This is a genomic window from Rothia similimucilaginosa (assembly GCF_029850985.2).
Classification (GTDB): domain Bacteria; phylum Actinomycetota; class Actinomycetes; order Actinomycetales; family Micrococcaceae; genus Rothia.
On sequence record NZ_CM138149.1, the window covers coordinates 1,995,409 to 2,014,168 of the forward strand.

Here is an 18,760-nt window from a genome sequence, read left to right on the forward strand (position 1 = left end):
GTACTACCCGGGCAATATAATGGGCTTATTGGCACCCGCCCCAATGCAGGGGTACCGGGTGCCGACCCGCACACCGACGTCCACGAACAACCAGCAGTGAAAGCAGTGATCACGTGAGTGAACATCTCGGCACCCCACCCGAAGGTGAGAACACGAGCGGCAAACCCGCAAGCGTCTCCGGAGGCGGCTCCTCCGGCCTGAGCATTGGCGCGCGTCCGGCTGATGTACCCGGCGGGAACCTCACCCCCGAAGAGATTGCACGCCGTGCATCCGGTCGCGGTACGTGGCATCGTCGCGCCTCCAAACCCGTCTCTTACTGGATGTTCACCCTTATCGGTGCGCTTCTGGTGCATAAGCTTATCCCGAATAGCGGCTGGCTGCTGGTGCACATTGTCACCCTCGGCCTGATTACGAACTCGATCCTGATCTGGTCGCAGCACTTCACCGAAGCGCTCATGAAGATCAAAATCCCCGATGAAGCGCGCGGCACCCAGGTGCGCCGCATCTTCATCCTGAACGCCGGTATTCTCGTGCTCATGGTCGGCATGATCGGTCAGCTGAGCGTGCCCGGACTCTACGCCGCCACCGTGGTTGGTGCACTCATTGTGGGCGCCATGGTCACGTGGCATGCCCTGTACCTGCTGAAGCAGATGCGCCAGGCTCTGCCTTCGCGGTTCGGTGTGACGATTCGCTTCTACATTGCGGCGGCGCTCATGCTGCCCCTCGGTGCGACGTTTGGCGCGATGATTGCATACCCGAACCTGAAGGGCACCCTGCACGCCCAGTTCCTGCTCGCGCACGAGGTCGTGAACGTGCTCGGCTTCGTCGGTATTACCGTGGTGGGTACGCTGGTGACGTTCTGGCCGACTATGTTGCGCACGAAGATGGTTGATAAGGCGCTCACTTACAGCCTGCGCGCCCTGTACCTGATGTGCGGCGGCTTGGCGTTGTCACTTGTCGGATCAATATTCGGGATGCGCCCGCTCGCTGCCGCGGGCCTGGTCGTCTACCTGGTCGGTCTGCTTATTGTTGCCTGGGTGATGGTACGTACCCTGCGCACCAAGCGCCCAACCGAGTACCCGCCGATGGGCGTCGGCATGGGCTTCCTCTGGCTGATTATTGGCGTGGCGGCCACCGCCTACATGGTGGCAACCACCCCGTTCGCCGTCATGGATATTCGTGCGGTCACCCCCATCTTCGTGGTGGGCTTTCTACTGCAGGTGCTGCTGGGTGCGATGAGCTACCTGCTGCCTCAGCTGATGGGTGGCGGCCCGGCGGTGGTGCGCGCCTCCAATAAGGAGTTCAGCCGTTTTGCTGCCGGTCGCGTTACCGCCGTGAATCTGGCGCTGCTGATCTTCATGATGCCCAGCTCCATGGTGGGCCAGTCCATTAAGATGGCGGTCGCCATCGTGGGTGCCCTAGCACTTATCGCCTTTATCCCGCTGATGGTGCGCGGCGTGAAGGCTTCCGTGAATACCCGCAAGGAAATGATGGCAGCACGCGCCCGCGGCGAGAAGCCCGTCTTCAATCAGGAGGCGCTCACCCCGGAGCCCGTCCCGCACGCCAAGCAGAGCTTCCAGGCGGCACTCGCGGTTGCTATGGCGTTCCTGCTGGGCTTTGCGATGAACCCGTCCGCGTTGAACCTGCCGTCGGTTTCTTCGTCGGGATCTGTGGCTGCAACCGGTCAGACCACCACCGTGCAGGTGAAGGCGACCAGCAACTACCGTTTCACCCCCGCCGAGGTCGAAGTACCCGCCGGTAACCGTCTGGTCGTTGAAGTCACCAACGACGATGAGGGCATGACCCACGACCTAACTTTCGATAACGGCGCGACCACCGGCGTTATCAACCCTGGCGAGACGAAAACCGTTGATGCCGGCATCATTACCGCCGACCAGGAAGGCTACTGCTCCGTGGCGGGTCACCGCTCCCTGGGCATGGTGTTCAAGGTGAAGGCGACCGGTGCCTCCGCAAACCAGGTGGCACAGAATGGCCACAACCACGGTTCTGCGGGCGGCCACAACCATGCCGCGTCGGGTAGCACTCCGACCCTCATGACCGTTGCGAACAGCAAGATTGACATGTCCGCAGCACCCGGCAGCGGCTACAAGTACCGCAACCCAAACATCCCGGCACCGAACACCGCCGAGCGGGTGAACGGCAAGACCGTCCGCAAGGTCACCCTGGAAGTTGAGGAAGTCGACCGCGAGGTGGCGCCCGGCGTGACCGTTCACATGTGGACGTTCAACGGGCAGAACATGGCACCGATTCTGCGCGGCAAGGTCGGCGACATTTTTGAAATTACACTCATCAATAACGGCACGATGGGCCACTCGCTGGACTTCCACGCGGGCATGGTCTCCCCCGATAACACGATGAAGACCATCGCCCCCGGTGAGCGTCTCGTCTACCGTTTTGAGGCGAAGGGCGCCGGCATCTGGCTATACCACTGCGGTACCGCCCCGCTGAGCCTGCACATGACCCAGGGCATGTACGGTGCGGTCATTATTGACCCGGCGGACCTTGACCCGGTCGATCACGAGTATGTGATGGTTCAGGGTGAGGCGTACCTGCACGACACCGGAAAGACCGCCTCCGACGGCAATAAGCTGGCGGAGAACTCGCCGGAGCTGATTGCGGCGGGCACCCCCACGCTGACCATGTTCAACGGTCACGCAACCCAGTACAAGGCGAAGCCGCTGCAGGTGAAGAAGGGTGAGCGTATCCGTATTTGGGTGATGGTTGCAGGCCCGAACCTGGGCACGAGCTTCCACGTGGTCGGTTCGCAGTTCGACACGGTTTACAAGGAGGGCGGCTACCTGATGCGCCGCGGTGTGGATGCGTTCGGTAGCCGTGACGGTCACAGCCAAGCACTGGGTTTGGCGCCCGCTCAGGGTGGCTTCGTGGAGATGCAGTTCTTGGAGTCTGGCACGTACACGTTTGTGAACCACTCCTTCTCGGAGATGGAACGCGGTGCCGCCGGCAAGATTGTGGTGACCGACCGCTAGTAGTGGCTACCCGCTAAACCCTCACGCTATGCGCTTCTAGCGCCCCGTAAGAGGTTGACCCCGCCCCGGTGCATCCTGTGAATGGATACGCCGAGCGGGGTCTTTCTATGCCCGAACAGAGCGCCGGCACACACCCCGGTAAACAACCCGGCAGGAGCCTGCACGCGCATCGGCGAACTATGCTTTTAGCCTCATGGGTGGACTTCTCTTAGCTAGGAGCGGGCATGGTGCGCTAGTCTATAGGAATGGCAGATTGCACTTCGGGCGCCCCTTCCGAGCATAATGTTACGAGCGCTTCCAACCACATTTCCGTTTTGGCGGACGAACAGGCTTCTTCTCGGCAGCGTAAAGCTTTCCTGCTTCGCTTTCTCGCCAGTTATAACCTGGGTCCGGGTTCTTCAGTCAAGCCTTCTGTGATGAGTTCCGGCCACTAAATTCATTTTTTTGAATAACCCACTACTCTATATAGCCGATAGAGAATATTCCCTTTTGTCTATAGTAAGCGGCTGACATCAGCCGCCATTCTCCTACTATTCACTTTTATATTTACTCTTAACAGCGCGAGGCGCCGACCCCCATTCTCAGGGTTCGGCGCCTCGCGCTTTGTACGACTGGAGCGTGCTTAGTTAAAGATGGCGCGCACGACCGAGTAGCCGGAAACCGGGTACACAGCATTCACAGTTGCGGGCTTCTCGCTCTCGTCCGCGATGTCGATGGACTCGGTGCCGCACAGTAGCTCCTCGAGCAGGATGCGCAGCTCCAGGCGTGCCAGGGGGGCACCGGGGCAGACGTGGATGCCATCACCGTACACAAGGTTGCGGGACTGGTCGCGGTGCGGGTTATAGGTGAGGGCATCTTCGAAGGCGTCCTCGTCACGGTTGGCGCTTGCCCAGTTGATGGTCACGCGGGAACCGGCGGGCAGGGTGCGGCCGCCAAGTTCAGTGTCCTGGGTGGTGATGCGGCGGTTGGTGACGAGGGTGTCTTCAAGTCGCATGATTTCTTCAACGGCGAGAGCGATTTCGCTACGGTCATCGATGGCGTTGCCGTCGGAGAGGGATGCGCGCAGACGGTCCTGCTCGGCACGGTTGCGTGCCAGGAAGTTCACGAATACGCCCACGGTTGCGGAGACGGTGGACAGCTCACCCACGGTCCAGTTACGGATGAGGCTGACGATTTCTTCGTCAGTCATGGTGCGGGGCTCTTCGCCGGGCAGCTGTACGGTGTCGGTGAGCAGTTCGGCGGTGACGTCCTTGGGGTTACCTGCTACGGCATCTTCGCGGCGCTCATCGAGCAGCTGGCGGATGTAACCGTCGAATTCGAGGGCAACCTTAGCGATTTCTTCGCGGTCGCGGCGAAGGGTGGCGACACGGTTCTTTTCGATCCATTCGGTGAGGGGCTGCTCGAGGCATGCGGGCCAGCCCATGAAGGCGTTCTGCACGCGCATTGCGTAGGCCTGGCCGAAGCCCTGCATGACGTCTACTTCTTCGCCTCGGGGCAGTTCTGCGATGAGAGTCTTCACGGCGTCACGGATGACAGGTGCGAACTTTTCGAGGCGTTCGGGGGTGAAGTACTTGTCGTTGACGGTGCGGAAGGTGGTGTGTTCGGGTGCGTCCATGCCGTTGGGGACGGCGATGTGGCGGGTGGAGACGACATTGGAGTAGATTTCGGGGTGATCAAGTACGTGCTGTACGTCGGCATTTTTGAAGACGGAGTAGCCCATGAATTCATCGTGGGCGACGGGGCAGCGGCGGCGCATTGCGTCGTAGGCAGCTACCTGGTCTTTCTGCACTTCTTCGCTTCGGAGGTCCCAGTCGTTGTGTACGTTCTCAGTCATTGTTCACCCGTATTCGTAATAGAGTTGTGGTGTGCTGGATGCAGGGGTCCGGGCGATGCACATAGGGCAGGGTCGGGCGTGCATTCGAGCATGTGTAGCCATTATTAGTTGTTAGTTCTTTGACCGTATCACTTAAGGGCTGGTTGCGCAGGATAGGCGTTCCTTGTTTTCTCATTCAACGAACGACTTCGGGTAAGGCGAGGGCCGGGTCAGGGACCGCCCGCCTCATGCGTTTCTACCCCCGGGTCTAGCGCCCGCGTGCGAAGGGGTAGATGCTACCGTCCATCACGCCACGCTCCACCTGCTCCAGGCTCACGCCGCGAGTCTCTGGCAGGTTGCGGAACATCAGCAGCGCAATGACCACGTTCACCACGGCAAAGCCAATGAAGGAGCCGGTCAGACCGACCGCACCCAGAATCACAGGGAACGCCAACGACAGCACACCGTTCATCATCCAGCCGCTAAACGCCGAAATGCCCATACCCGCCGCACGCACATGCAGCGGGAACAGTTCACTCATAATCACCCACGTCGACACGTTCAGGCAGGTCTGCATCGCACCCACAAAGCAGACGATGAGCACCAGCAGAATCCAGGGGCGCGCCGCGTTATCGGCGGGCAGCAGTATGGATGCGCCCGCAATCAGCACGTGGAAAAACGCGGTCGACACATAACCAGTCATGACCATGACTCGGCGCCGTACGCGCTCCATCAGGCGCAGCGACATGATGGAGCCGAGCACCGCAATCGTACCCGGCGCAATATTCGCGATGAGCGCCGCGGATTCGCTGAAACCGGCTTCCTTGAGCACCTTGATGCCGTAGTACATGATCGAGTTGATGCCGGTCAGCTGCTGGCCCGCGCCGACGAGAATACCGACGAGCAGGATGCGCATGAACCAGCCGCGCACGCCCACGCTTTCCTTACCCGCCGCATCGTTCTGGGAGGTTGCCGCCTCCGCCTGCAGGGTGCGCTCAATGTCGGCGATTTCAGCTTCGGCACGCTCGGTGGAGCGGATGCGCTTCATAACCTCCAGCGCCTGTTCACGCTTGCCGACGCGCAACAGCCAGCGCGGCGATTCGGGCACACGCAGCATGCCGACGAACAGGCCTATGGCGGGCAGGGTGCAGATGGCGAACATCCAGCGCCACACACCGTCGTGCTCACCCCATAGGTTGCCAATGAGGGCATTCACGATGAACGCGGCAAGCTGACCACCCACAACCATGAGCTCGTTACGGCCGGAGAGGGAGCCACGAATTTCGTAGGGTGCGAGCTCCGCGAGGAATACGGGCACCACGGCGGAGGCGCCACCGACCGCCAGGCCGAGCAGGGTTCGTCCGGTGATAAGCACGGCAACGTTGGGTGCGAAGACGCAGGTTAGAGCACCAATGAAGAAGATGGTGGACAGCCCAATGATGGTGGTTCGGCGGCCGTACCGGTCGGAGATACGACCGCAGGTGAGCGCGCCAATAGCGGCGGCAAAGGCGAGCGATCCGGTGACCCAGCCTTGGGCGGTGGAATCCATGCCGAGTTCGCGGCTCATGGGTTCGAGCGCGCCGTTGATCACTCCGGTGTCATAGCCGAAGAGCAGACCGCCGAAGGTGGCGATGAGTGCAATGATGCCGAGGTATCGGCGGTGCTTCCCAGTGCCCAGAGGGGGCAGGGTGGAGGCGGTGCGCTGTGCGCTCATGGTGTCCTTTGATGTGCCGGTGGCGGGTGGCTGCGCCGGATTGGTTCCAGGCGGCAGGGGTGGATACATAGATAAGGTGAGGTGCGTCAGATTAGACACACCTCACCTAATCCTAGCGAAAACGCTCGGCGGGTGATATTTATTTCTCGCCGCGGACAGTTTTCAGCATATTTTACGGCCAACACGTGCGACCGTCTGAGTGCCCTGTTAAGAGGGAGCCCGTGTTTAGAACAGCGCAATCTTCTCCGGTGCCGGGAAGATGGCGTCCAGGGCGGCGAGGTCCTCAGTGTCGAAGCGCAGGCAGGTCGCCTGTGCATTGGCGCGTACCTGTTCAGCGCTGGTCGCACCGGCAATGACGGAGGTGACCGGCGACTGCTGTGCGAGCCAGGAGAATGCCGCCTGCACCTCGGTGATGCCGCGCTCGGTGCAGAAGGTGTGGAAGGCTTCGAGCTGGTCCCAGTTGGCGGTGTCGAGCACGTTCTTCTTGGAGTGGGACAGGCGCGAACCGGCGGGAATGTTGTCGCGGCGGTACTTGCCGGTCAGCAGGCCGTTAGCGAGCGGGAAGTACGGCAGCACACCCATGCCGAAGTGTTGTGCGGCGGGCAGGATTTCTAGTTCTGCGCGGCGGTCGAGCAGGTTGTAGTGGTTTTCTGCGACGATGAACCGTTCGGTGCCGAGTTCGTGGGCGCAGTGTTCGGCGTGGGCGAGCTGCCAGCCGGAGAAGTTGGAGTGGCCCAGGTAGCGGACCTTGCCGTCGCGTACGAGCTGGTCGAGGGCGCTGAGGGTTTCTTCGATGGGGGTGTTAGGGTCGGGGCTGTGGTAGAAGTACAGGTCGATGTAGTCGGTGCCGAGGCGGCGGAGGGACCCTTCGACGGCGCGCATGATGTAGCGGCGCGATCCGCGGGCATTGCGGTCGTTGCCGTTGAGGTCGCCGACGGGCAAACCGAATTTGGTGACGATGGTCAGTTCGTCGCGGTCGAGGCCGAGCTGGGTGAGGGCGGTGCCGAACATGGTTTCTGAGAGGCCGGGTTCGGCGCCGTAGAGGTCGGCGATGTCGAAGAAGCTGATGCCGGCATCGACTGCGGCGGCGATGACTTCGTTGGTGCCTTCTTGGGTGCGGGTGGGGGTGCCGGGGCGGCCGAGATTGTTGCAGCCGATACCGACGCTGGGTACGACGAGGCCAGACTTGCCGAGCCTGCGGTAGACGGGAGATTCAATGCGTTCCATGCTTTAACTCTACGTTGTGTGGGCATGTTGCGAGGTTATTTCCCCTCCAGTTGGGAGGCGAAGAGCTTCCTGAAGCGTGATGTAGGGTCGGTCGTTAGGTCCCGGTAGGTTCCTTGCTCCACCACACACCCACCATCCAACACCACCACAGAATCAACACCACGCAACGTCCACGCACGATGAGACACCAACACCACCAAACGCCCAACAGCAGCCACCTTCAACCGAGCAAAAATCTCCTCCTCAGTCTCAGCATCCACAGCACTGGTCGGCTCATCCAACACCCACACCGGCGCATCCCGAAGAACCACACGCGCCAACGCCAAACGCTGCCACTGACCACCCGAAAGACCAACACCACCAAACGACTCACCCAACTGAGCATCCAAACCACCCTCAAGACCACGCACAAAATCATCAGCACAAGCCACCGACAAAGCCGACCACAAATCAGCATCACCAAGACGCTCAACCGCCTCCTGCGGCAAACCCAGAAGAAGATTTTCACGCACAGTCAGTTCATAACGGCCGTAGTCTTGACTCACCAAACCAACATTTGCCAATAAATCATCAGGTGATATGTCCTGTACCGACTTATCTCCGATTAGGATGTCTCCTTTGGAGGGCTTAAGCATACCCATGAGTGCATTTACTAGGGTTGTCTTTCCTGATCCGCTGGGCCCGACAATACCAATGATCTGCCCGGGACCGAAAGTGAGATTGATGTTTTTAAGAGCTAAAGAATCAGCTTTTGGATACTGGATAGCAAGATTCCTAATGGAAACGCTGCAGATTTCAGGGTAGATATCGGCAATCGGATTTTTCTGCTTGGGCTGTGCGCTAGAAATAAACTTGCGATATATATCAATTGCGTTTGACCCCGCTGCCATCGAGCTAAGGTCGCTTCCCATCGAGCCAAGCGAGACTATAGCCGAGGTAATACCTATAACAGCTCCAGCAAGAGCACCGGGAGCCGGCACCGAGGCCGCTAGAAAAATAAGGGCTAAAGCTAGCAATGCAGCGCTTATAAAACCAACAATTGTATATATTCTGAGGATGTAACGAGCTAGGCCAATTTCCTCCTCACCGGATTTTTTCCGTTCTTGATTAGCACGATGCGCAAAGAACGACCGAGCATTAAGAATTGCAAGCTCACGAGCAGTAGTTATTTGTGCAATCTGGTTAGTGCTATGCCACGCGTTGTAGCTATATGAATATATTTTTTCCATTGCCTCAGCATTCTTACTCGAATAGAGATGTGACATAAAGGCAACAGGAATCATGCCTGCAAGCATGCAGAGTGAAGCATATACATTGATCTTTCCTACGGAATAACTAAGGGCTCCCGTCGAAAAAATGATGAATATCAGAGCACCCATAGTGGAAACTTGAGCCCCCAGGCTCCCCCCTGTCACAGCTTCATGAGCTGCCCTTGATGAGCGAGCATAATCACCGCTCGCGATTTCCTGAGAGGAACAAGTCGCCAGACGAGAAGATACGTTCTGAATACCCGTACTTGACATTCGAGAATTTAGAATCATACGCAGAGAGTCTGATGCTTGTCCCAGGGCAATGTATCCTGCCAGCACAAAACTAACCCCCAGCGCTAGCGGGAGCACTTCATCCTGGCTCTGGCCCAAATGCTCAACAAGTCTAGTGACAGCCTCCATCTGCAGAGCAGGGAATAGTGATAGGCACACAACAGACACTAGATAGGAAACGGTCCATACGGGGTGATTTTTGAAAGCATAAACCACGGACCAAACAGTATTAGCCATAATCTTACGCATCTTTATAGTCCCTTTCAGCGGAAGTTTTGCGCCCTGCAGAATCTTCAGAGATCTGATTTTTGAAAATTTCCATAAACTTTCCCTCTGCCTTCAGTAGCTCCCGGTAGGTTCCTTGCTCCACCACACACCCACCATCCAACACCACCACAGAATCAACACCACGCAACGTCCACGCACGATGAGACACCAACACCACCAAACGCCCAACAGCAGCCACCTTCAACCGAGCAAAAATCTCCTCCTCAGTCTCAGCATCCACAGCACTGGTCGGCTCATCCAACACCCACACCGGCGCATCCCGAAGAACCACACGCGCCAACGCCAAACGCTGCCACTGACCACCCGAAAGACCAACACCACCAAACGACTCACCCAACTGAGCATCCAAACCACCCTCAAGACCACGCACAAAATCATCAGCACAAGCCACCGACAAAGCCGACCACAAATCAGCATCACCAAGACGCTCAACCGCCTCCTGCGGCAAACCCAGAAGAAGATTTTCACGCACAGTCAGTTCATAACGGCCGTAGTCTTGACTCACCAAACCAACATTTGCCAACATGTTGTATTTACTCTCAGAAGAAGCACCCTTATACGTTATGCTCCCCTGGGCAATTGGTGTAATTCCAAGAATTGCATTTATTAGCGTTGTTTTTCCCGCGCCCGAGGTACCAACTACTGCAATCATTTGATTATTCATCAGCTCAAGATTAATATCTTTAAGCGCAAAAGACGACGCGCCCTCATACTGAACGGATACATCTTTGCATATAATTTTTGAAATATTTTCACGGTTAGAGTTAGAAGTTTTTATCTCAGAAGCATGGTCGTAAGTATCAGAGTCGCATACCCTTCGGAATTGCTGAACAGATAATGCTCCATTAATAATCTGGCCGAATGAATATCCCACCTCTTGGGTCGCGTTAACACAGGCGATGATTCCAATCAGCGATCCGGCCACATACGATATATCGGCTCCTGAATCCACAAGGAAGTACAGGGACGCAAAGAGTAAGACAGAGCAGAGTAGCCCTGCAACTATGGAGATGATTCCTCTAACACTTTCAAGGCTCAATTCCCTACCGGCTGCCCGGCGTCGCCAGGACGCTACGCGTTGCGAGAAAAATCGGGAGGCTCTCATGAGGTGAAGTTCTTGGGCGCGACTTTGAGCCATCAGATTGTCTAGATAGTAGTTCTCTACCCGATAGTCCTCGTACATTAGGGTGTATATAGCGTAATCACGTTTAGCGAGGATTACCATTGCAATAGATAGGGGTAGTGAACACAGTGCCGCAAAAATTGCTGCCACAATGCTGACGTTCGCAATATTGAGACAGAGAAGTAACACCATTGCGAAGGCACTCACCAGTGCCATAACTGACATGGTGTGAACCTGCAATTCCTGTTTTGATATTGCCTCTCTAGCAGCACGTATATCTTCCTGTGATTTTGTGCTACTTATATCAGATAACGGAAATGTAGATAACTTGTTATTTAACATGCAGTGAACCCGATAGTTCATCTTTGACTTGAGGATGCGCATGTTACTTATGACCCAGCGTTGAGCAATGATATTAATTCCAGCAACAAGGGCAAGAGCAACGATATAAATCCAGGCCGCGCCACCATTTGAACCACTCAAGGCTGATACTGTATTACCGATCAGCAGGGACTGACTCAAGGGAATGCAGGCTATAACGGCTAGTGATAGGGCGGCGCTCACTAGGGTCCCAGGACAGGTTTTCCAGGCTAGGCGGAAAGACCAGAGTATAGAAGAAAATAGATTTTTCATTCTCACCACGCTCACAAAATCATATTGAACTCATCTTTAAGCATCAAAATAACTGAATTGATGGCTTCCCGTTGTGACAACTTATTACAATCCAAGTAGCCACACTGAACCCATGACTTTTCATAAGCTGCAGGATTATATCCATCAATAACATTTCCAACCTCCATCGATTGCTGGCCGGCACTGTCCCAGCAACTATACAATTTTCCAGAGGATGTCAAGACTACCCCTTCTGGCTGGTACCCTAATTCAGACCTTGGGGTTCGACATGTTGAACAATAGCCACTATGCCCAGGGCGAGATATTTTGAAACCTTTCTTCACTGCAACCCTATACGCATTAACATATTTATCAATATATTCATTCGACTCCTTAATAGAATCATGATACATATTTGTATTGTCAATAAGTGCGAAATAAATCGACATGTTATTAGGATGACCAAGATTTATATACAGGTCATCGAGAAGACTCTCTATAGAATTAATGCTCACACTAGTTACATTAACCCTAATACTTACATAAAATCCTTCTTGTAAGAGTAGGAGAATTGAATCAATAATCTTCCGATAACTCCCCCATCCCGACTTAGTTTTTCTGTACATATTATGCACATCTTCAGCTCCATCTATTGTAATCTGAGTGGTATAACAATCTATAATTTTCAAATACTTTATATTTTCTTCATTGATTAGCACACCATTAGTTACCAGAAAACTTCCATTAACCGGCATAAACTTGGTAAGGCATCGGTGAAAATCAAGAATATCTTTTATATACAAAAGAGGCTCACCACCCAAGTAAGTCACAGAAAATTCAGACTTTCCCATATCCCTGGCATACCCAGCAAGAAATCTAGCCATCTGTTCTGTGGTAATTGCCTTATCTCGTTTATTTTGGGGACGGAGTCCACTAGAATCTACCTGATAGCAATATGAGCAAGTCAAATTACAGGCAAAACCTGGATGATACGTTATCGAAAGCGCATCATCAGAATCTTTTTTTAGCTGGCTCATAGATAATAATCTATCCAGCACCCATGGGCGCAAACACGTCCCACCATTAGCAGTAACTAACAAACGAGGCACAATAAAATAATTACCCTTATGCTCCACAAGGGAAATCCTATTTCCTCTTTTAGCCCACACTTCACCCATGACCGACAACTCCTTTGTATCTTTCAGAAGCGTAGCCCTGCCTCCACCCATTAGAGTAAGCACACGCTACAGCAGGTGGAAGCAGGGATACTTCACTTTCTACAGCGGCTTCTGTCCCGGAATCGGCATACGACCACCGCAATGATCAGCGCAACGACCGCCGCCCGCCGGAACAATTTCAATACCGAACAGATTGCACATGAACTTAACCATGAGAACTCCTCGATGAGCAGTTAATGAAGTACGGCTGTACTTCACTAACTAACTCTACTCTTCAATGAAATATAAAACACACATATTTGTACATATCCAAGAATATTAAGCAGACATATCTGCGACAGTGCCGGGCACCCAAGAGCCAGCTGACGCCTCGACCAGCAACACCTCCCAGCCCCTCCCTTCGTCACAGTTGGTCATATTAAGTTCTTAAGTTCATATTTCGCCCCAATGTCATGTCCAGAAATATTAGGACATCAACCGCCGCATCTCTTGCACACCCTCGGAGGCGGTGGGTAGAGTGAAAGCGTTATCTATCAAGAGCGACCGAGAGATCTGGCTCATCGACGTCGCAGCAACCTCGCCAGTATCCCCCACCGTCACGGTGCAGGGTACGGACAAGGTGCTCCCGCCAGAACCGATAGAGAAGAATACCCTTCGGCACCCCACGATGAGCCGTACCCACAAACCGGTACAGCGCATCCTGCAGAAGAATTCACGCACCCTCCCGGTGCGTATCTATCGGGTGAACACGAAGGAAGGTTATGACGACAGTTCACCCGGCTCTTTCTTTTGAGCTATTCCCACCCCGCTCACACGCAAGCTGCGAGTCGCTACTCCACACCATTGCCGAGCTTGAGGGCACCAACCCCGACTACGTATCGGTCACCTACGCCGGTGACGCGAAGCGCCGCCAGAAGACCCTCGCACTACTCGACCACCTGGTGCATGAAACCTCCCTCACCCCGCTGGCTCACCTAATTTGCGCAGGCCATTCGGTACACGAGCTGGAGCGTGCAGTCCGCCTGATTCTGGGTCTGGGTGTGCGCGGTTTCCTGGCTCTTCGCGGTGATATTCAGAAAGGTCAGGTTTCTGAACTTCCTTTCGCCCGCTACCTGGTGGAGCTCATTCGCCGCGTTGAGCGTGAAGATTTCGCCCACCTGGCGGCTGGCAAGGTGTCAATTGGTGTGGCGGCATACCCGCAGAAGCACCCCGAGTCCGCATCCCTGCTGCAGGATATTGAGATTCTACTGTCCAAGCAGCGTGCCGGCGCGGACTTCGCAATCACTCAGGTGTTCTTTGAGGATGAGCGCTACAGCGCCCTGGTCGATTCGGCGCACCTGGCAGGCGTGGATATTCCGATTATTCCGGGCATCATGCCGGTAACCTCCCTGAAGCGCCTACAGAACCTCTGTCAGATGGCGGGCATGGAAGTCCCGGCGGACCTCGCCTACGCCCTAGAGACGGCAACCAGTAGCGCTGAGATGCACCGCATCGGTGTTGAGTACGCGCTGAACCAGTGCCGCACCGTGATGGACGCGGGCGCACCGGGTCTGCACTTCTTCACCTTCAACGAGCATGCCGCGGTGCTGGACGTTCTGGACCAGCTGGATTTGCCGCGGTACAGTAACCGATTCTCTCAGTCGCTGAGCGAACTGGAATACGCCTAAAAACCCCGCTTTAACCCATAACGCTCCTTGTCGGATGCGTTTCCACTTTCTCCCCCACAAATATTCCGGGAGTTGTTGAGTTCTCCGTTTTACCGCCCATAGTCGGGTGGTAAAACACCGGAACTGACTCCCCTATCTATCCCCAGTAAAGGAATAACTATTATGTCGAACACCGCATTCCCCGCCGCAACCATTGTTGGCTACCCCCGCGTGGGCCGCTTCCGCGAACTGAAGAAGGCTCAGGAGGCTTTCTGGAAGGGCAAGGCAACCCTGCAGGAGCTGCAGGACACCGCTGCTGACGTACAGCGCACCTACTTCGAGCGCGTAACCGCTGCGGGTCTGAAGGCTGATAACTACTCGATTCCGGCGGCCTTCTCCTACTACGACCAGGTGCTTGATGTGGTTCGCCTGTTCACCCTGGTTCCCGAGCGTCTGGCTGAGGCTAAGGACGGCCGCGGCCTGCTGGATCTGCCCGGCTACTTCGCACTGGCGCGCGGTACCGAGACCCTACCTCCGCTGGAGATGACTAAGTGGTTCGATACCAACTACCACTACCTGGTACCCGAGATTGGTGCGTCCACCGAGATTAAGCTGAACCTTGAGGCTATTGACGAGCAGCTTAAGGTGGCAAAGCAGGCTGGCGTGAAGGTTCGCCCGCAGATTGTTGGCCCGCTGACCCTGCTACTGGGCGCTAAGGCTGAGCAGGGTTCCGCTGAGGACTTCTCCCCCGTTGACCGTCTGGATGAGTTTGTTGCCGCGTATGCTCAGGTGCTGGAGCAGCTGGCTGAGCGCGGTGTTGAATGGGTCCAGCTGGATGAGCCGGGCCTGACCGTGGACCGTGCTGACAACGCGAAGGTTGCTGAACTGGCCGAGCACACCTACCGCACCCTGGCTGCTGGCGAGAAGCGCCCGCAGATTCTGGTGACCAGCCCTTACGGTTCCCTGCGTGAGAACCTGCCGGCACTGCTGAGCACCGGTGTTGAGGCATTGCACCTTGACCTGGTGCACGGCGTGTACTCGAAGGCTGAGCTGGAGTCTGTTTCTGCCGCTGGTGTGCACCTGGTTGCCGGTATTGTGAACGGCCGCAACGTGTGGCGTGCCGATGTTCGTGCGGCTCTGAAGACTCTGGAGGATCTGCCGGGAGCATCCGAGGGCGGCGTGTCTGTGGCTTCTTCGACTTCCCTGCAGCATGTGCCGCACGACCTGGCTCTGGAAGACCCGGCCGAAGTTCCGGTGGACGGCCTGTCATTCGCTGATCAGAAGGTCGCTGAGATTGCTCTGCTGGCTCGTGGCCTGGCTGGGGGTGAGGCTGTTGTTGAGCCGGAGTTGAAAGCTGCTGATGAGGCACTGGCTCGCTTCGCCGCTGACCCGCGCAAGCACAACGACGAGATTCGTGCCCGTGCCACCGCTGTGGTTGCTGAGGACTTTGACCGCCCGACCATTGATGTTCGCCGTGCGGCCCAGGCTGATTTGAACCTGCCGAAGCTGCCGACCACCACTATTGGTTCTTTCCCGCAGACCGCTGAGATTCGCCGCCACCGTGCGGAGGCTCGTGCGGGCAAGATTTCCGCTGAGGAGCTGAACGGCTTCCTGCGTGACGAGATTGCTTCGGTCATCGCACTGCAGGAGGATCTGGACCTGGACGTGCTGGTTCACGGTGAGGCTGAGCGTAACGACATGGTTCAGTACTTCGCTGAGAATTTCGATGGTTTCGCAACCACCCGCCACGGCTGGGTTCAGTCCTATGGTTCGCGTTGCACTCGTCCCTCGATTCTGTTTGGTGACGTGAAGCGTCACGGTGATGGCCTGCGCGGTGAGGCGTTCACCGTTCCGTGGAGCTCCCACGCACAGTCGCTGACTGAGAAGCCGGTCAAGGGTATGCTCACCGGCCCGGTGACGATCCTGGCGTGGTCCTTCGTGCGTGACGACCAGCCGCGTCGCGAGACCGCTAACCAGGTGGCTCTGGCTCTTGCCGATGAGATTGCTGACCTGGAGCAGGCGGGCATCCGCATCATTCAGGTGGATGAGCCGGCTCTGCGTGAGTTGCTACCCTTGCGCCGCGATGAGCAGCCGCAGTACCTGGATTGGTCGGTGAATTCCTTCCGTCTGGCGACCAGTGGCGTGAAGGATTCCACTCAGATTCACACTCATCTGTGCTACTCGGAGTTCAACGAGATTATCGACTCGATTAATGCTCTGAATGCTGACGTGACCAGCATTGAGGCGGCTCGTTCGCACATGGAGTTGCTGGCTGACATTCCGGAGAGCTTCGTTTCCGGTTTGGGCCCGGGCGTGTGGGACATCCACTCCCCGCGTGTTCCTTCGCAGGATGAGATTGAGTCTCTGCTGAAGGCTGCGATTGGTTACGGTACCATTGCTGACCTGTGGGTGAACCCTGACTGTGGTTTGAAGACTCGTGATTACGAGGAGACCAAGCAGTCTTTGCATCACCTGGTAGCTGCTACGAAGGCTATTCGCGAATCCCTCTAGGAGTCGCCTATTGGTTCCGCTGCCTGCCGTGGGTTGACCGGATGATGGTTTGCTCGCGGTGACTTGCGGCAGGTGGCGGCTGTTCGGCTTCGTGCCGGTATGCGTACCGACTGTATGCCGAGCTTTTGGGGATAGATAACGGGCCCGCCCGCACGGATTCTTCTGCACCGTACGGGCGGGTTTTCCTGTGCTTATTGGCTACGTTTGTTGGATGCGCTGGTTTTCTGTACGGTTTTTGGGTGCAGGTTTGGTGTGGTGTTGGCTGTGGGCTGGTCTTAGTCGTGTTCAAGTGGTTTTCTTTTTGAACTTAGGGTATAAATTACTCTAAATTTAGTTGTGGTCTGACCAAAATATGCATTTACTCAACAGGAAAAGTATTTATATTCATTACGCCATATGCGGCACTGTTGCCCAGTAGACAGATGTGCATCACACATTTTCTAGACATCCCTGGAATTTCAAGGCTAGAACAGTATTTATAGAATAGTCACTCTGAATATTTGTTCACCTCCGTGAACAATTCAGTGAAAATATGCCCAATAGATTAGTATTTTTATAAGACCCCGCCTCTAGAATGCCAAACATGACTACTACCGCTTCATCAAAGAAGAAGAAGGGTTCCGTACCCCACTGGCTTGCCATTCCGGCGCCCAAGCCTCAACTCAGCGAAGCTGAAGTTTCTGCAAAGTACCCGCGCATGCGCCTGCAGGTCTTCATGGGCATTTTCATCGGTTATGCGACCTTCTACCTGATTCGTAACAACGTCCCGCTGGTCACCCCGATCCTGACCAAGGAGCTTGGCTTCAGCAACGCTGCAATCGGTGCACTGTCCACGGCGCTGCTGCTGGCTTACGGCTTCAGCAAGTTCTTCACCGCAATGATTTCTGACCGCTCTAATGCGCGTCTGTTCTTGCCGATTGGTCTGGTGCTTTCGGGTGTTGCAAACATTCTGCTGGCAATGACCGGTTACATGGGTGAAGGCGCGGGTGCAGCGGGCTACGGTGCGGCTATTGCCTCCATCATGGCGACCATTATGGTCTTCAACGGCATCTTCCAGGGCATGGGTTGGCCGCCCTCCGGCCGTGTGCTCGTGAACTGGTTCTCCACCAGCGAGCGCGGTACGAAGGTGTCCTGGTGGAACACCGCCCACAACGTTGGTGGTGCGCTGTCCGGTCTGCTGGTTGCGTGGGGCTTCTCCATGTTCGGCAAGACCTGGGAAGTTGCTTTCTGGTTCCCTGCTGTTATCAGCTTCGTTCTGGCGTTCGTCGCGTGGCTGCTTATTCGTGATAACCCCGAGGCGGAGGGCCTGCCCACCGTTGACGTGTACCGCAACGACCCGCACAAGGTTGAGTCCACCGCTGAAGATCGCGCAGAGTCCACTTGGACCACCATCCGTAAGCACGTACTGACCAACTCGACCATGGTGTATCTGGCTCTGGCAAACGTGTTCGTGTACACCCTGCGTTACGGCGTGCTGGTGTGGGCGCCGAAGTACCTGCACGATGTGCGCCACGCATCCCTTGAGGGTGGTATTGCGGGCTTCTCGATTCTGGAGCTTGCCGGTATTGGCGGCACCGTCCTGTGCGGTTACGTTTCTGACCGCATGTTCAAGGGTCGCCGCTCCCCCGCGGGTATCCTCTTCCTGATTGCAACTGTCGGTGCGATTCTGCTGTACTGGTTGCCCTCTTCGGATGCGCCGCTGTGGATTGCCTACGTTGCGTTGGCTCTGATTGGTGGCCTGATTTACGGCCCGGTCATGCTGATTGGTCTGCAGGCTATTGACCTGTCCCCCTCGCATGTTGCGGGTACCGCTGCGGGCTTCACCGGTCTGTTCGGTTACGCGCTGGGTGCAACCCTGGCTTCTGCTGGTATCGGCATTATTGTTGACCATTGGGGTTGGAGCACCGCGTTCGTCTTCATGATTGTGTGCTCGGGTCTGGCGGTTTTGTTCCTCTGGCTGGTTAATGGTGCTGAGAAGCGTCTGATGGCTGAGCGTGCAGAGAAGCTGGCAGCTCGGGCATAATTGCCCGATCTTTCGTGTAGGGAAGCCACACCTTTGCTGGTGAGTCACCATATGGTGGCTTGTCGGTAATCGTGTG

10 protein-coding genes and 1 riboswitch are annotated in these 18,760 nt (G+C 56.0%); of the genes, 4 read left to right on the forward strand and 6 right to left on the reverse strand.

What is annotated here, in order from left to right:
• Positions 1-113 precede the first annotated feature (113 nt).
• Positions 114-3,008, forward strand: a complete 2,895-nt coding sequence (locus tag QFX07_RS08190) for a multicopper oxidase domain-containing protein (RefSeq protein ID WP_279755145.1) — start codon at positions 114-116, stop codon at positions 3,006-3,008.
• A gap of 622 nt (positions 3,009-3,630) precedes the next feature.
• Here the strand turns inward: QFX07_RS08190 and QFX07_RS08195 are convergent.
• The 6 genes from QFX07_RS08195 to QFX07_RS08220 form a co-directional block, all read right to left on the reverse strand.
• Positions 3,631-4,842: a cytochrome P450 gene (locus QFX07_RS08195; protein ID WP_279755146.1), complete on the reverse strand. Its 1,212-nt coding sequence runs from the start codon at positions 4,840-4,842 to the stop codon at positions 3,631-3,633.
• A gap of 247 nt (positions 4,843-5,089) precedes the next feature.
• Complete coding sequence (locus QFX07_RS08200; RefSeq protein WP_279755147.1) at positions 5,090-6,535, reverse strand: sugar porter family MFS transporter; 1,446 nt, start codon at positions 6,533-6,535, stop codon at positions 5,090-5,092.
• A 225-nt stretch (positions 6,536-6,760) separates the two neighbouring features.
• Positions 6,761-7,762 (reverse strand): aldo/keto reductase, encoded by a 1,002-nt coding sequence (locus QFX07_RS08205; RefSeq protein ID WP_279755148.1) that lies wholly within the window; start codon positions 7,760-7,762, stop codon positions 6,761-6,763.
• Positions 7,763-7,797: 35 nt separating this feature from the next.
• Positions 7,798-9,540 carry an ABC transporter ATP-binding protein gene (locus QFX07_RS08210; protein WP_459741164.1) on the reverse strand — a complete coding sequence of 581 codons (1,743 nt, stop codon included), beginning with the start codon at positions 9,538-9,540 and terminating at the stop codon, positions 7,798-7,800.
• 4 nt (positions 9,541-9,544) lie between these two features.
• Positions 9,545-11,236: an ABC transporter ATP-binding protein gene (locus QFX07_RS08215; RefSeq protein WP_279755150.1), complete on the reverse strand. Its 1,692-nt coding sequence runs from the start codon at positions 11,234-11,236 to the stop codon at positions 9,545-9,547.
• A gap of 122 nt (positions 11,237-11,358) precedes the next feature.
• On the reverse strand, positions 11,359-12,504 hold the full coding sequence (locus QFX07_RS08220) for a radical SAM protein (RefSeq protein WP_279755151.1): 1,146 nt from the start codon (positions 12,502-12,504) through the stop codon (positions 11,359-11,361).
• A 527-nt stretch (positions 12,505-13,031) separates the two neighbouring features.
• A riboswitch (SAM riboswitch) is annotated at positions 13,032-13,148 on the forward strand.
• 117 nt (positions 13,149-13,265) lie between these two features.
• On the opposite strand from QFX07_RS08220, the gene QFX07_RS08225 reads away from it, so the two are divergent.
• From QFX07_RS08225 to QFX07_RS08235, 3 genes are all read left to right on the forward strand, one after another.
• Positions 13,266-14,171, forward strand: coding sequence for a methylenetetrahydrofolate reductase (locus QFX07_RS08225; protein ID WP_279755152.1), 906 nt, complete (start codon positions 13,266-13,268; stop codon positions 14,169-14,171).
• A 162-nt stretch (positions 14,172-14,333) separates the two neighbouring features.
• Positions 14,334-16,661: a 5-methyltetrahydropteroyltriglutamate--homocysteine S-methyltransferase gene (gene metE, locus QFX07_RS08230; RefSeq protein WP_279755153.1), complete on the forward strand. Its 2,328-nt coding sequence runs from the start codon at positions 14,334-14,336 to the stop codon at positions 16,659-16,661.
• Between the two features lie 583 nt (positions 16,662-17,244).
• Complete coding sequence (locus QFX07_RS08235) at positions 17,245-18,684, forward strand: MFS transporter (RefSeq protein ID WP_279741561.1); 1,440 nt, start codon at positions 17,245-17,247, stop codon at positions 18,682-18,684.
• The last annotated feature ends 76 nt before the right edge of the window (positions 18,685-18,760 follow it).